Raw genomic sequence first — 12,231 nt, 5'->3', positions numbered from 1 at the left:
GTCGACGATTCGCGCCTCGCGTGCCCTTTTGTCGTGACAGGAAGTGCAAGATCGCGTGGAGGGGGTCGGGGTTACTGGCCTCGGCCCGTTTCGGCCTGAAGCTCGTCGATGCGCTTGGACGCCTCGGCCTTGGTCAGGTCGTCCGGGAGGTCGGCGTGGGCTTCCCGGGCAAGCGTGCTCAGGTAGGACTCCTGGGCGGCGGTCGGCGGCTCATCCCCGGTGACCCACTCGTCCGGGTCCTTGATCGCGGCGTTCTGGTCGGCCTGCTCGGTGCGGCGGTCCGTCATCATCATCACCCTTTCTTTCGAACAGGTGTGCCAGTACCCCGATCATCAGTGGTTCATGCCCGAACGCCGCCACCTACGATCATCTGATGACGGAGGACCGGTCGAGCGTGGTGGTGGTCGGGGCGGGCATCGCCGGGGTGGCCTGTGCGGTCGAGTTGACCCGGGCCGGGGTGCCGGTGCAGATCCGGGAGCGGGGGCACGTCTGCGGTGGCCGGATGGCCAGCAAACGCTTCCAGGGCCGGCCCGCGGACATCGGCGCCGCCTACTTCACCGCCACCGACCCGGACTTCGCCGCACTGGTCGAGCAGTGGCGCGCCGCCGGGCTGGTCCGCGAATGGACCGACACCTTCCAGGCGTACGACCGGAGTGGCAACCACGAGGTGCCCGGGCCGATGCGCTTCGCCGCCCCCCGTGGGCTGCGCTCGTTGGTCGAGCACCTGGCCGGCTCGGTGCCGGTGACCGTCGACCGACTGGTGCTCACGGTGGAACCCGGCCCGGTCGTCGACGGGCAGTCGTGTGCGGCGGTCGCCCTGGCCATGCCGGGTCCGCAGGCCGCCCTGCTGCTCGACCCGGCCCTGACCGACGCCACCCGGGTCGTACAGGCGCAACGCTGGTCGCCGTCGCTGGCCGCGGTGCTGCGCTTCCCGACCCGGCGCTGGCCGGACTTCCGGGGCGCGTTCGTCAACGAGCATCCGGTCCTCAACCTCGTCTGCGACGACGGTGACCGGCGCGGTGACGGCGCGCCGGTGCTGGTCGCGCACACAGTGCCTGAGTTCGCGGCCGGGCACCTGGCCCAACCCACCGGGGCCGGCCCGGCGATCGAACAGGCCGTCCGGGACCTGCTCGGGCTGCCCGAGCAGGCCGTCGACGTGCACGTGCACCGTTGGACGTACGCGAAGCCGACCAGCGACGCCGGCGGCGCCACCCACCACCTCGACGCCGACGGAATCGGCCTGGCCGGCGACGCGTTCGGCAAGCCCCGGGTGCAGAGCGCCTGGCGCTCCGGCCGGGACCTGGGCCGTGCACTGGCCGCCCGCCTGGCCTGAGTCACCCGCTCAGGCGTGTCCGGCTGCCGCGACCGGCCGAGCGTCGGCGTCCCGCTCGGCCGGGTCGGAGGTCCGCTCTCCCTCCCGGTCCAGCAACTGCATGACCGGGGTCGCCGCGACGCCGTGCACCACGACGGAGACGAGCACCACCAGCCCGACGGTCGCCCAGAGCAGCTCGGCCTGCGGGAAGTCGGCCTTGGTGGTGGCGTAGGCGAGGTAGTAGAACGAGCCGACGCCGCGAATGCCGAACAACGAGATGACCCAGTGCTCGGCCGGGCGTCCCGGTGCGCCACGCAACGACAACCAGCCGATCAGCGGCCGCACCAGGAACACCAGCGCCAGCCCGACGGCGGCCGCCGGCCAGGTCAGTGGGCCCAGCAGACCACCCACGATCGCGCCGCCGAGCAGCAGCAACAGCACCAGGGTGAGCAGCCGTTCGACCTGCTCGGCGAAGTCGTGCAGCACCGAGTGGAACTCGTGGGTCCGCTCAGCGGCCCGAATGGCCCGGGCGGCCACGAACACCGCCAGGAAGCCGTACCCGCCGACCACCTCCACCAGCCCGTACGCCAGGAACGTGGCGGCCAGCGCCAGGAAGCCCTCGGCGTGCCGGGCCAACCGCAGGTCACTGGGCGCGCGGAAGAACAGCTTGCCGAGCAGCCAGCCGATGAGCAGCCCACCGCCGACGCCGATGCTGATCTTCCAGAGCACGTCCACTGTGAACCACTCGGCCAACCAGTCGCTCGGGGCGAGGCTGGTCGAGGCGATGGCGATGGCCGCGTAGACGAACGGGAACGCCAGCCCGTCGTTCAGGCCGGCCTCCGAGGTCAGCGCGAAGCGGACCTCGTCCTCGGAATCCTCCACGTCGGTCGGCTCGCCGACCTGCACGTCGGCGGCGAGCACCGGGTCGGTGGGCGCCAGCGCGGCGCTCAACAACAGCGCGGCGGCCGGCACCAGCCCCGCCCACCACCAGCCGAGCACTGCCACCGCCGCGATGCACAGGGGCATCGCGATCGCCAACAGTCGCCAGGTGGACGACCACCGCCGCCAACTCAACGGCCGGTCAATCTTCAGCCCGGCGCCCATCAGCGCGACGATCACCCCGATCTCGGTGAGGTGGGTGGTCAGCTCCGGGTGGGCCAGGGGGTCCGGTGACGGCAGCCCGACCGGCAGCAGGAACACCAGCATGCCGAGGGCGAGGAAGGCGATCGGCATGGACAGCGGGCGCCGCTCCAGCACCCGCGGAAGGATGCCCGCCAGCAGGGCGCCCAGGCCCACCAGCGCGAACGCCACATCTACCGGCTCCACGGCACCACCCTTCTGCCCGCACCCGCGAGGCGCGGGCAGGTGGTGACAGTCCTTGCCCCGCAAGGGCTCCGGCTATGCGCGTCCGCGCCGGTGGACCCGAGTGATCCTCACCGGGGTCGGCTGAGCGGCGAGTCCGCCAACTCGTGCAACAGCGCGGCCGGGTCGTCGTACACCGACACGGCACCCGCGCCGGCGAGCTCGCCGCGGCTGGTGCCACCGCAGGTCAGGCCCACACACGGAATGTTCAGCTTCCCGGCCGCGGCGACGTCCCACACCGAGTCGCCGACGAAGACCACCCGCTCGGCGGCCAACCCGGACTGCTCCAACGCGGCGACCAGGATGTCCGGTGCCGGCTTGCTCTGCTGGGCGTCCGCGGAGGAGGTGATCGTGTCGATCACGTCATCGGCGGCCAGCGCCCGACGAAGCGCGCCCACCTCGGGTTCCGAGGCGGAGGTGGCCAGCACGACCCGCAACCCCCGCTCGGCGCAGGCACGCAACAGGTCGGCCGCCCGGGGTAGTGGCGTGAGCCGTTCCCAGTACTCGGCGTAGAGGGTGTCATGCGCGTCGCGCAGCTTCGAGTCGGCGTCGCGGTCCCGCTCCGGGCCGAGGAGATGATCCAGGAGTTTGTCCGATCCCATCCCGATCGAACGGTGCACCACCGCCATCGGCACCGGCTGATCGGTCTGGCGTAACGCCTCCCACCAGCTCACGGTGTGCAGATAGGTGGTGTCGACAAGGGTGCCGTCGACATCGAAGAGGACCCCGGCGGGCCGGTCGGTAGCCATGGGCGTCCTCCTACCCTCGGGCGGTTCAGGGATGCGCGGCCGGCGGCGTGAGGATCTCGAACCAGACCGTGGAGCCCCGGACCGACGGGTCGGTGCCCCAGGCGTCGCTGAGTTCCTCGATCAGGCCCAGGCCGCGCCCGCGACTGCTCAACGTGTCGGTACGGGCCCGGGTCACGGTGCCCCGGGTGCCGGAATCCGCGACCGAGACGAGCAGCCGCTCGGCGCTGAGGTCAATCTCCACCCGGGCGGCCGTGCCGGCGTGCAGCAACGCGTTGGTGGTCAGCTCGCTGGTGCAGAGCACCGCCGCCCCGATCACCGACTCGGGCACCTGCCACTCGGTGAGCTGGCCGGTCAGCCAGTGCCGGACCCGGCTGGGCGCGGTCGGCTCGGCGGGCACCTCCATGCTCGCCGAACGACTCGGTTTGAGCGCGTGCTCGACCGCCAGCACGGCCACGTCGTCCTCCGTGCCGCCCGGGACCGCCGCGGTGGCCACCGCGCAGAGCGCCCGTGGGTCGCCGCTGCCGGCCTTGGCGATGGCGTCGCTCAGGGTGGCCAGCCCGGCGCTCAGGCTCTGCCGGCGACGCTCCACCACCCCGTCGCTGAACAGCAGCAGGGTGTCGCCGGGGCGGAACGGGACGGTAGTGGTGCCCGGCCGGCCGCCCAACCCCAGCGGCGGCCCGGCCGGGACGTCGACGTACTCGGCGTGGAACCGACCATCCGGGTCGCCGCGGCGGATCAGCGGCGCGGGGTGCCCCGCGCTGGACAGGGTCAGCTCCCGCCGCTCCGCGTCGATCACCCCGAACGCCACGGTGACGAACAGCTCGTGGGTGCCGGCCTCCACGCCGAGGCTGGTCACCAGCCGGTCCAGGCCGCCCAGGACCGCAGCGGGCGTCGGGTCGGCCAGGGCCAGGGCGCGCAGCGCGGCCCGGACCTGCCCCATCCGCGCGGCGGCCTGCACGTCGTGACCGGCGACGTCGCCCAGCACCACGCCGAGCGAGCCGTTGGGCAGCAGGAACGCATCGTAGAAGTCACCGCCGGCCGCGTTGCCGTCCACGCCCGGGTCGTAGCGGGCCGCGATCCGCAACCGGGGCAGATCCGGCAGGTGCTCCGGCAACATGCTGCGCTGCAACAGTTGGGCCGTGCCGTGCTGGGTCTCGAACCGGCGGGCCCGCTCCGCGGCCTGGCCGATCAGCTCCGCCGAGGCGGCCAGCAGCGCCCGCTCGGCGGGAGACCAGGCGTGCGGGACCTGGTAGCCGACCGCCAGCCCGCCGCGGACCACCGAGGTGCCCAGCGGCAGGGCCGCCATCGCCCGGATCTTCTGGTCGTGGCGGTCCACGGCGGTGTCCCGCAGCGGCTGCCCGTCGCGGGTGAACGTCGGGGCGCCGGAGCGGGCCGCCTGCACCACCGGGGCCGACCAGTCCGCCGGTGCGCGCCGCCAGAGCGGGGGAAGCCGCTCGTCGGCCTCGTCCAACAACTCGCCACGGACCCGACGCACCATGCGCCAGCCACCGCCGCCCTCGTCGACAGCGAACGAGGCCTGGTCGGGGTCGAACGTGGTGATCGCGTACCGCAGCGCCACCCGGGCCACGTCGTCGAGGGTGAGGGTGCCGGCGAGCGCCGCGGCCACCTCGCTGAGGCTCTGCAACTGCTCGGTGACGTGGGTGGTCTCGGCCGCGACCGTCAACACGCCGACGATGTGACCTGCGCTGTCGCGCACCGGTGAGTAGCCCCGGGTGAAGACCGCCTGTTCCACCGTCGCGGAGTGCCCCCGGACCAGCGGCAGGGTGGACTCCTTCTCCAGGAAGGCCTCGCCCTGCCGGTAGCAGCGCTCGATCACCGCACCGACGCCGGGCAGCGCCCAGATCTCCTCGAACACCTCGGAGGCCGGACGACCGAGGGCGCTCGGGTGCTTGGTGCCCAGCAGCTCGGCGTAGCCGGCGTTGTAGAGCAGGACGAGGTCGTCGCCGTACGCCAGGGCCATCGGCATCGGCGAGGCGAGGACCAGCTCCACCACGGCCTGGAGGGCGACGTCCCAGTCGTCGGCCGGACCCAGCGGGGTGTTGGCCCAGTCGTGGGCGAGCACGCCGACGGCCGGGCCGGACCCGGTGGGTGCGTCCGGGCCCGGAGTTGCTGGCGTGGGGACCCGCCCGACCGTTCCTGGCATGTTCGCAGCCTAGTCGGCCGACCGGGAAAGGCATCCGACCATGGCGGCGGGCCGTGGCCGCGTCCGTCGCGGTGGCTGTTCGGGCAGTTCACGGCCCCTGTCCGGAGGTCTGTCGGGAAAAACGCCGCACGCTGCGCGGAGTGCCGGACCGGTTGCCGGGTATGCGCCCGGCGCAGTCCATGCGACAGGAGGGACATCATGCTGAAAACCCTCGCGGTCCGGCAGGCCGACATCGGCGATGCCATCGCCGACACCTGGAGGTCGGTGCTGCTCTTCATCCCGAAGGCAGTGGCCTTCATCGTCATCCTCGTGGTCGGCTGGCTCATCGCCAGAGCCGTCCTCAAGATCGTGGATACGGTGCTGGAACGGGTGCGTTTCGACCAGGCGGTCGAACGCGGTGGCATCAAACGGGCCCTGGAGAGAACGAAGTACGACGCCAGCGACATTCTGGCCAGACTGGCGTACTACGCCGTACTGCTGTTCACGCTGCAGTTCGCCTTCGGAGTCTGGGGGCCCAACGCGATCAGTGACCTGATCAGCGGCGTGGTGTCCTGGCTGCCGCGCGCGTTCATCGCGATCGTCATCGTGGTGGTGGCGGCCGCGATCGCCAACGCTGTCCGGGATCTGGTCACCGGGGCGTTGGGAGGGCTCTCGTACGGCAAGGTCCTGGCCGACCTGACGGCGATCTTCATCATCGCGCTCGGTGTGATCGCCGCCCTGAACCAGGTGGGTATCGCCACCACTGTGACCACCCCGGTGCTGATCGCGGTGCTCGCCACGGTGGCCGGCATCCTGATCGTCGGCGTCGGCGGTGGTCTCGTGAAGCCGATGCAGAAGCGCTGGGACGGCTGGCTGGACCGGGCGGCCCAGGAGGCTCGGGCGGTGCAGCAGCAACGTCAGGCCACGTCGGCCGGGCGTAGCGACGTGGAGCGGCAGATGGCCGACCGCGGGGGTGACCGCACCCAGGCCATGCCTCGGGTGGACGAAGCCCAGCAGTACCGCTCGTAGCGGGGCGGAACGGCACGACGGGTCGGAGGGTGTTCCGCGGACGACGCGGGGCGCCCTCCCTCGCGTGTCAGTGCCGGTCGAGTGCGCGAGCCAGCGCGCAGACCGCGACCAGCCGGGTGAGCAGCCACTCCGGGTGGCTCCAGTCCACCGGCCCGCTGGGCGGCGTCCACCCGTGCTCCAGGGCGGCGGCACGCACCCCCTCCGCGTAGCCGGCGAGCGCCGCGGAGGTCAGCGGCGTGCGGTCCCCGTCGAGGCTGTCCCGGACGGCCGCCGCATGCTGGTCGACGAGGGCCAGCAGCCCCGGTCGCGCGGCGGCGGCGGCGAGCCCGACGGTTCCCACGGAGACGGTGAGGGCGGCCAGGGTGGACCGCGCCGAGTCGACGGCGGTACGGGAGGCGACCCGGTTGAACGGCACACGCATGGTGACCGAGGCTAACCGACCGGTGACAGTGTCGACCTCGGCCACTCGGCGGATGTCGGCTGTCCCACTGGGGCGGACGCCGCTGACCTGGGGGATTGATCCGGCACAGACGGGGCAGCTGGAGAACACCCACGGACGACGGCACCCGGCACGGAGGCACGGATGGGACAGCAGGCGGACGGACCCGACGAGCGGCACCGGCGGCCGGACGGCGTCAGCGACGCTACTGTCGCCGCGCTCGGCAAGCTCAGCGAGGCCCTGGAGTGTGTGGAGCGGGCCCGGGGGCACCTCTACTCGGTGCACCAGTTGATCGGCCATGCCGACCTGATGCTCGACGACGCGGTGGAGCAGTTTCGCGCCGCCGGGCATCCGCATCTCGCCGACCGGATCGCCACGGAGCTGCGTGGCCGCAACGTCATCGCCGGACGGTGGACGTTTCAGATCGTCGAGGACTTCGACGACGGTTACCACGCGCTGTTCCGGGAGTTGGACCAGCAGGCCCGCGACGAGTTGGTGGGTGGGCGGCGCCACCTCTACGAGGCGGAGATGAAGGAACGCCGCCGTAGCCGGGGCCGGCCGGGCCACGAGGCCCGGCCGGGCGGCGGAGGCTAGTCGCTTGTCGCGTTGGCCGGGCGACGCCGTGCCGCGTCGTCAGCGATGATCACGGTGGCCACCATCAGCGCGACGCAGAGGCTGAACAGCCACGACTCGTCGGCGACGAGCCAGGCGGACACGGGCGCCTGGAGCGCGGCGAGCAGGAAGCCGAGCCAGGCGAGCCGGCGCTGACGCGTGGAGAGGATTCCGGAGCCTTGATGCATCCCGAAATTCTTACGCGAACCGGCCGGCTTGCCGTCCTCCGATCGGCCGATTCTGGATGAGCTGTCCGTTTTCTCGACCGTACGGACACGACTTCTTTGCGCCGAGGGCGATCGGGTGCCGACGGCGCTAGGGTGCCCCTGCGGCAGGATGGTGTCTCGTGTCCACCCCGCCCGCGCGTCCTCGCGCCGCACTGCTCCTGCTGTCCTACCTCGCGTTCGTCAGTCTCGGCCTGCCCGACGGCCTGCTCGGCGTCAGCTGGCCCTCGATCCGGGGTGACTTCGACGTGCCGACCGAGGCGGTCGGGTGGGTGCTCACCGCCGGCACCGTCGGCTATCTCACCTCCAGCGTGCTGGCCGGCTTCACGCTGGCCCGGGTCGGCGTGGGCGCCCTGCTCGCCGGCAGCACCCTGCTGGCCAGCCTGGCGCTGACCGGCTACTCGGTGAGCCCCGTGCTGGCGGTGCTGGTGGGCTGTGCGCTGCTGCTCGGGCTCGGCTCCGGTGCGGTCGACTCCGGGCTCAACGCGTACGCCGCCGGGGCCTTCGGACCCCGCCACATGAACTGGTTGCACGCCTTCTTCGGCCTCGGCGTGGCCATCGGTCCACTGATCATGACCGCGGTGCTGAGCGCCGGGCTCGCCTGGCGCTGGGGGTACGGCATCGTGGCTGCCGCCCAACTCGTCCTCGCCGCCGCGTTCGCGCTCACCGTGCGGGCCTGGCACCGCGGCGCCCCGGCCAGCACCGAGGCCGACGCCCCGGTGCCCACCGAGGCCGGTGCCGCCATCCAGGCCGGGCCGACGTCGGCCGTCCGCGTCCCGGTTCGGGCCACGCTGCGGCTGCCGGCGGTCTGGTCGGGAACGCTCGCCTTCGTGCTGTACGTGGCGATCGAGGTGTCCGCCGGGCTGTGGGCGTTCCTGCTGCTGACCGAGGGGCGCGGGCTCAGCGCGGCGTTGGCCGGCGGCTGCGTCTCCGCGTACTGGGGCAGCCTCTTCATCGGCCGGGTCGTGCAGGGTCTGGTGGCCGAGCGCCTGGGGGCGGGGCTGGTGCTGCGCGTCAGCCTTGCCGGAATGGCCGTCGGCGCGGCGCTGATCGCCGTTCCCGGGCCGGCCCTGCTGGCGGTGCTCGGCCTGGTCGTTGTCGGTTTCGCCGCCGCGCCGGTGTTTCCGCTGCTCACCCTCACCACCGCCGAACGGGTCGGCGCGGCGCACGCGGACCGGGCCATCGGGCTGCAGATCGGCGCCGCGGGCGTCGGTGCGGCGCTCGTCCCGGCCGGGCTGGGCGTGCTGATCGGCAACACCTCGGTGCAGGTGCTGGGCTCGGCCCTGCTGGTGCTCGCGCTGGCGCTGATCGCGCTGTACGAGTGGGGCGACCGTCGCTCGACCGGCCGGCCCACCGGACAGCCGGCGCCCACTCAGCCCGGCCGGGAGGGTCAGCCCGCGTCCGGACCGGTCCGCCCGGTGGTGGACGGGCGGTAGCGGCGCTCCGGGTCGGTGTCCTCCCGGCCGTTGCCCTGGGCCTGCCCCTTCCGGTCGTCCGCTGCCGGCCCGTGGCCGAACGTCGCCTCTTCCCCCGCGTCGTTGCCGGTCACGTCGTCGGCCTGCCCGTCGAGGCTGGAGCCGGCCACGGCCTGCTCCAGCTCTTCCAACGGAATCCGCTCCTCGTCCCGCCACACCCTGATGCTGTCGTCGGTCATGTCTTGAGCGGTACCCGGGCGCGATGATCGCAAACGGTGGCGTGCGACAAGGCTGAGACACGGCGATGGCCGCCAGGATTCTGGCGGCCATCGGTGTCACTGCTCAGGTCACGGCTGCGGACGGTCCACCGACCCGCGCCAGGCACCGGTCTCCTGACCGCGTCGCTCGATGAAGGTCTTGAACCGCTCCAGGTCGCTCTTGGCCCGCCGGTCGACGATGCCGAGCTTGTCACCGGCCTGCTCGACCACCCCGTGCGGCTCGAACTCAAGCTGCAGGGTGACGCGGGTCTTGTCCTCGTCGAGCCGGTGGAAGGTCACCACACCGGCCTGCTGGGTGCCGCCGGTGGAGCGCCAGGCGACGCGCTCGTCGGGCAGCTGCTCGGTGATCTCGGCGTCGAACTCGCGCTTCACCCCGGCGATGTCCACAGTCCAGTGGGTCATCGTGTCGGAGAGCTGCCGGACCTCCTGCACACCCTCCATGAACTCGGGGAACTCCTCGAACTGCGTCCACTGGTCGTACGCGGTGCGTACGGGTACGGAAACGTCCACATGTTCGGTAACGCCACTCATCGGGGAACCTCCTTCAGTCGCCGGTGGATTGCCGGATCGGGGGCGATCCTGATCACCAGCGAGTTGTCTCGTTCTTGTTGCCCAGCGCGGCCCACACCTCGGAGACCGTCTGGTAGACGGTGCCCTCGGGCAGCCGTTCCAGCGCCGCCACGATGTCGTCCGGCGCCTCGTTCTCACGAGCGCTGGCAATGAGCACCAGACGGTCGCCCGGCAGCGCGCTCATCGAGATGAACCGGCCGAGCCGGCTGCGCTGCTCGACGTCCGTGGAGCTCATGCCCTTCGGGGCGCCGGTGCGCGTCTCACCCGCCGGGACGGTGCTCACCTCCGGCTGGTCCTCACCGGCCGGTTCGGGCACCCGGAACTCGTCGACCCGAGAGCCACCGGTCCCCGGCCCCTGTACGAGGCCGCTGACCTCCTGACTCATCTGTTCGTCGATCCTCGGTCCGTGCTTGCTGTTGCCACGCTCCATGCCTTCTGCGCTACCCGGCACCCGGCGCGGTAAACCGGCACCGGGCCGCGAACCGGCCCCCGGCCCGTCGGCGAACCGGACAACACGACCGAACGGGACCTCACTCGTCGGCGGGCTTGCGGGGCGGCAGCACCGGCTCGTCCGGGTCCGGGTCGCCGGCCTGCAACTGCCGTCCGCGCTGCACCTCGGAGTTGATCTGCACACCCAGCATCAGCGCCGAGTTGGACAGGTAGAGCCAGACCAGGAACGCGATGGCCGCTCCGAGGCTGCCGTAGGTGGTGTTGTACGAGCCGAAGTTGGCCACGTAGAGGCCGAAGCCGAAGGAGGCCGCCGCCCAGGAGATCAGGGCCACCGCGCCGCCCGGGGTGAGCCAGCGGAACCGGGGCTGACGCACGTTCGGCGCGATCCAGAACAGCAGGGACAGCAGCACCATCATGATCATGGCGAGGACCGGCCACTTCGCCACGCTCCACGTCGTGCGGGCCAGGCCGCCGGCGTTGATCAGGTCGCCGACCGCATCGGTGACCGGCCCACTGACGATCAGGCCGAGGGCGACCACCGCGAGCAGCACCAGCGTGATCGCCGCCAGGCCGATCTGTAGCGGTCGAAGCTTCCAGACCGGGCGGCCCTCGGTCACCCCGTAGACGGCGTTCGAGGCTCGGGTGAAGGCACCGATGAAACCCGACGCGGACCAGAGCGCGCCGAGCAGGCCGAAGCTCAGCAGCAGCTTGGGGTTGCTCTGGTCGAGCACCACGGTCCGGATCACCCCGACCACGCCACCCTCGTCGTTTGTCAGCACCGACCCGGCGCCCACCTGGTTGGCCAGGTCGACCACCGTGTCCAGGGTCCGCTCCCCGTCGGAGACCAGACCGACCAGCGCCACCACCACGATGGCGGACGGAAAGAGCGCCAGCACCCCGTAGTACGTCAGCGCGGCGGCCCAGTCGGAGCAGTTGTCGTTGACGAAGTTCTGCACGCTGCGAACCAGCACCCCGCGCCAGGTCCGCCAGCTCAACTGCCGCATCCGTCGGGGCACCCGCGTGTCCGGTGTGCCGTCGAGCGTCGTATCGGGCTCCGTGGTCGTCATGCCCGCTCCCTGCGCCCCGGCCGCCGGATGACCGGTCGTCCGGTCTGGCCTGGCCCGGCGGTACCCGGATGGTGAAATCGACAAACCCACGCGGTACCGGGCGGCGTCGCTACGGTTTGCCGCCCGGTCACCGGGGAACGGTCACAGTGACAGTGTCGACACGGAGGAGGACGAGATGCCCGGGCGCGAAGACCTGCCCAGCACGCTGCGACGCTCCCCGGAGAAGGCGCAGCGCACATGGGAGAAGACGCACGACTCGGCGGTCGAGACCTACGGCGAGGGGGAGCGGTCGCACCGCACCGCCTTCGCCGCCGTGAAGCATGAGTTCGAGAAGGTGGGCGACCACTGGGAGCCGAAGGGCCGCAAGGGCCCCAGCGACCAGCAGGCCGCCGGTGGCGGGCCGGAACGGCGGGCCCCCACAGCCGGTGGCGTGGACGCCAACGCCACCAAGGACCACCTGATGTCGGTGGCCCGCAAACTCGACGTGCCCGGGCGGTCCGGCATGACCAAACCGGAGCTGGTCACGGCCATCGAGAAGGCCAACGACCGCGCCACCCGCAAGGCCCGCGGCGACTGACCGC

The 12,231-nt window shown here is 72.1% G+C and carries 15 protein-coding genes; 5 read left to right on the top strand and 10 right to left on the bottom strand.

Annotated features, from left to right (window positions below):
* Positions 1-71: 71 nt before the first annotated feature.
* Positions 72-290 (bottom strand): DUF3072 domain-containing protein, encoded by a 219-nt coding sequence (locus MED15_RS24895; RefSeq protein ID WP_091402204.1) that lies wholly within the window; start codon positions 288-290, stop codon positions 72-74.
* A 104-nt stretch (positions 291-394) separates the two neighbouring features.
* On the opposite strand from MED15_RS24895, the gene MED15_RS24890 reads away from it, so the two are divergent.
* Positions 395-1,333, top strand: a complete 939-nt coding sequence (locus tag MED15_RS24890; protein ID WP_167457732.1) for an NAD(P)/FAD-dependent oxidoreductase — start codon at positions 395-397, stop codon at positions 1,331-1,333.
* A 9-nt stretch (positions 1,334-1,342) separates the two neighbouring features.
* Here MED15_RS24890 and MED15_RS24885 read toward each other — a convergent pair whose 3' ends face one another.
* The 3 genes from MED15_RS24885 to MED15_RS24875 all read right to left on the bottom strand — a co-directional run bounded on the left by MED15_RS24885 (position 1,343) and on the right by MED15_RS24875 (position 5,587).
* Positions 1,343-2,638 carry a cation:proton antiporter gene (locus MED15_RS24885; RefSeq protein WP_112737099.1) on the bottom strand — a complete coding sequence of 432 codons (1,296 nt, stop codon included), beginning with the start codon at positions 2,636-2,638 and terminating at the stop codon, positions 1,343-1,345.
* Positions 2,639-2,745: 107 nt separating this feature from the next.
* The gene (locus MED15_RS24880) at positions 2,746-3,423 is read right to left on the bottom strand and encodes an HAD family hydrolase (protein WP_112583419.1); all 678 of its coding nucleotides are present in this window, start codon (positions 3,421-3,423) and stop codon (positions 2,746-2,748) included.
* Between the two features lie 25 nt (positions 3,424-3,448).
* Complete coding sequence (locus tag MED15_RS24875; protein WP_112737097.1) at positions 3,449-5,587, bottom strand: ATP-binding SpoIIE family protein phosphatase; 2,139 nt, start codon at positions 5,585-5,587, stop codon at positions 3,449-3,451.
* A 198-nt stretch (positions 5,588-5,785) separates the two neighbouring features.
* On the opposite strand from MED15_RS24875, the gene MED15_RS24870 reads away from it, so the two are divergent.
* Complete coding sequence (locus tag MED15_RS24870) at positions 5,786-6,595, top strand: mechanosensitive ion channel family protein (RefSeq protein ID WP_091401646.1); 810 nt, start codon at positions 5,786-5,788, stop codon at positions 6,593-6,595.
* A 67-nt stretch (positions 6,596-6,662) separates the two neighbouring features.
* Here MED15_RS24870 and MED15_RS24865 read toward each other — a convergent pair whose 3' ends face one another.
* Positions 6,663-7,016 carry a DUF6401 family natural product biosynthesis protein gene (locus MED15_RS24865; RefSeq protein ID WP_112583451.1) on the bottom strand — a complete coding sequence of 118 codons (354 nt, stop codon included), beginning with the start codon at positions 7,014-7,016 and terminating at the stop codon, positions 6,663-6,665.
* 162 nt (positions 7,017-7,178) lie between these two features.
* Between MED15_RS24865 and MED15_RS24860 the strand changes: the two genes are divergently transcribed.
* Positions 7,179-7,628, top strand: a complete 450-nt coding sequence (locus tag MED15_RS24860) for a hypothetical protein (RefSeq protein ID WP_112583417.1) — start codon at positions 7,179-7,181, stop codon at positions 7,626-7,628.
* Here the strand turns inward: MED15_RS24860 and MED15_RS24855 are convergent.
* Entirely contained in the window at positions 7,625-7,834 is a 210-nt protein-coding gene (locus MED15_RS24855) for a hypothetical protein (RefSeq protein WP_091401653.1), read from the bottom strand. The two genes, MED15_RS24860 and MED15_RS24855, sit on opposite strands and share 4 nt — an antisense overlap.
* Before the next feature lie 158 nt (positions 7,835-7,992).
* On the opposite strand from MED15_RS24855, the gene MED15_RS24850 reads away from it, so the two are divergent.
* On the top strand, positions 7,993-9,306 hold the full coding sequence (locus MED15_RS24850; RefSeq protein WP_112583416.1) for an MFS transporter: 1,314 nt from the start codon (positions 7,993-7,995) through the stop codon (positions 9,304-9,306).
* On the opposite strand, the gene MED15_RS24845 is transcribed toward MED15_RS24850, so the two are convergent.
* The 4 genes from MED15_RS24845 to MED15_RS24830 form a co-directional block, all read right to left on the bottom strand.
* A complete protein-coding gene (locus MED15_RS24845; RefSeq protein WP_112731412.1) occupies positions 9,261-9,524 on the bottom strand; it encodes a hypothetical protein in 264 nt (87 codons plus the stop codon). The genes MED15_RS24850 and MED15_RS24845 overlap by 46 nt on opposite strands.
* A 108-nt stretch (positions 9,525-9,632) precedes the next feature.
* Positions 9,633-10,094, bottom strand: coding sequence for an SRPBCC family protein (locus MED15_RS24840; RefSeq protein WP_112583414.1), 462 nt, complete (start codon positions 10,092-10,094; stop codon positions 9,633-9,635).
* A gap of 52 nt (positions 10,095-10,146) precedes the next feature.
* The gene (locus MED15_RS24835) at positions 10,147-10,563 is read right to left on the bottom strand and encodes a DUF2795 domain-containing protein (RefSeq protein WP_091401660.1); all 417 of its coding nucleotides are present in this window, start codon (positions 10,561-10,563) and stop codon (positions 10,147-10,149) included.
* A gap of 100 nt (positions 10,564-10,663) precedes the next feature.
* Positions 10,664-11,650 carry a YihY/virulence factor BrkB family protein gene (locus tag MED15_RS24830; protein ID WP_112726622.1) on the bottom strand — a complete coding sequence of 329 codons (987 nt, stop codon included), beginning with the start codon at positions 11,648-11,650 and terminating at the stop codon, positions 10,664-10,666.
* Between the two features lie 175 nt (positions 11,651-11,825).
* On the opposite strand from MED15_RS24830, the gene MED15_RS24825 reads away from it, so the two are divergent.
* Positions 11,826-12,227, top strand: coding sequence for a ChaB family protein (locus MED15_RS24825; RefSeq protein ID WP_112583412.1), 402 nt, complete (start codon positions 11,826-11,828; stop codon positions 12,225-12,227).
* Positions 12,228-12,231 lie beyond the last annotated feature (4 nt).

Origin of the sequence: Micromonospora noduli (assembly GCF_003264475.1) — a bacterium.
GTDB lineage: Bacteria > Actinomycetota > Actinomycetes > Mycobacteriales > Micromonosporaceae > Micromonospora > Micromonospora noduli.
Note: the sequence above shows the minus strand (reverse complement) of the source record. Positions and strands in the feature narration are given on the sequence as shown.

Coding starts and splice junctions, on each gene's coding strand:
- MED15_RS24825 (WP_112583412.1), top strand. CDS start 11,826: ATGCCCGGGCGCGAAGACCTGCCCAGCACGCTGCGACGCTCCCCGGAG.
- MED15_RS24870 (WP_091401646.1), top strand. CDS start 5,786: ATGCTGAAAACCCTCGCGGTCCGGCAGGCCGACATCGGCGATGCCATC.
- MED15_RS24830 (WP_112726622.1), bottom strand. CDS start 11,650: ATGACGACCACGGAGCCCGATACGACGCTCGACGGCACACCGGACACG.
- MED15_RS24880 (WP_112583419.1), bottom strand. CDS start 3,423: ATGGCTACCGACCGGCCCGCCGGGGTCCTCTTCGATGTCGACGGCACC.
- MED15_RS24895 (WP_091402204.1), bottom strand. CDS start 290: ATGATGACGGACCGCCGCACCGAGCAGGCCGACCAGAACGCCGCGATC.
- MED15_RS24845 (WP_112731412.1), bottom strand. CDS start 9,524: ATGACCGACGACAGCATCAGGGTGTGGCGGGACGAGGAGCGGATTCCG.
- MED15_RS24865 (WP_112583451.1), bottom strand. CDS start 7,016: ATGCGTGTGCCGTTCAACCGGGTCGCCTCCCGTACCGCCGTCGACTCG.
- MED15_RS24855 (WP_091401653.1), bottom strand. CDS start 7,834: ATGCATCAAGGCTCCGGAATCCTCTCCACGCGTCAGCGCCGGCTCGCC.
- MED15_RS24835 (WP_091401660.1), bottom strand. CDS start 10,563: ATGGAGCGTGGCAACAGCAAGCACGGACCGAGGATCGACGAACAGATG.
- MED15_RS24860 (WP_112583417.1), top strand. CDS start 7,179: ATGGGACAGCAGGCGGACGGACCCGACGAGCGGCACCGGCGGCCGGAC.
- MED15_RS24875 (WP_112737097.1), bottom strand. CDS start 5,587: ATGCCAGGAACGGTCGGGCGGGTCCCCACGCCAGCAACTCCGGGCCCG.
- MED15_RS24840 (WP_112583414.1), bottom strand. CDS start 10,094: ATGAGTGGCGTTACCGAACATGTGGACGTTTCCGTACCCGTACGCACC.